Raw genomic sequence first — 241 nt, forward strand, 5'->3', positions numbered from 1 at the left:
GGGGGAGGGGGCGGGGGGGGTGCAGGTGGCGGGCTCGCCCTGGCGGTCGACCTGCGCTACGCCAGCCGGGAGAAGGCATTCTTCGGCCAGTCCGAGGTCGGCATCGGCATCGTCCCCGGCGGCGGCGGCTCCGAACGTCTCACTCGCTCCATCGGCCGCGACCGCGCCCTGGAGGTCATTCTCGGCAGCGCCGACTAGGACGCCGCCACCGCCGAGCGGTGGGGCTGGATCACCCGAGCCC

General features: G+C 75.1%; 1 protein-coding gene. It reads left to right on the forward strand.

The features are described 5' to 3' along the window. A partial coding sequence (locus tag ACPYOG_RS20465; RefSeq protein ID WP_481295906.1) for an enoyl-CoA hydratase-related protein occupies positions 1-198 on the forward strand: 198 nt, incomplete at its 5' end. Positions 199-241 lie beyond the last annotated feature (43 nt).

This window comes from Leifsonia sp. HAY1-4F, assembly GCF_056755275.1.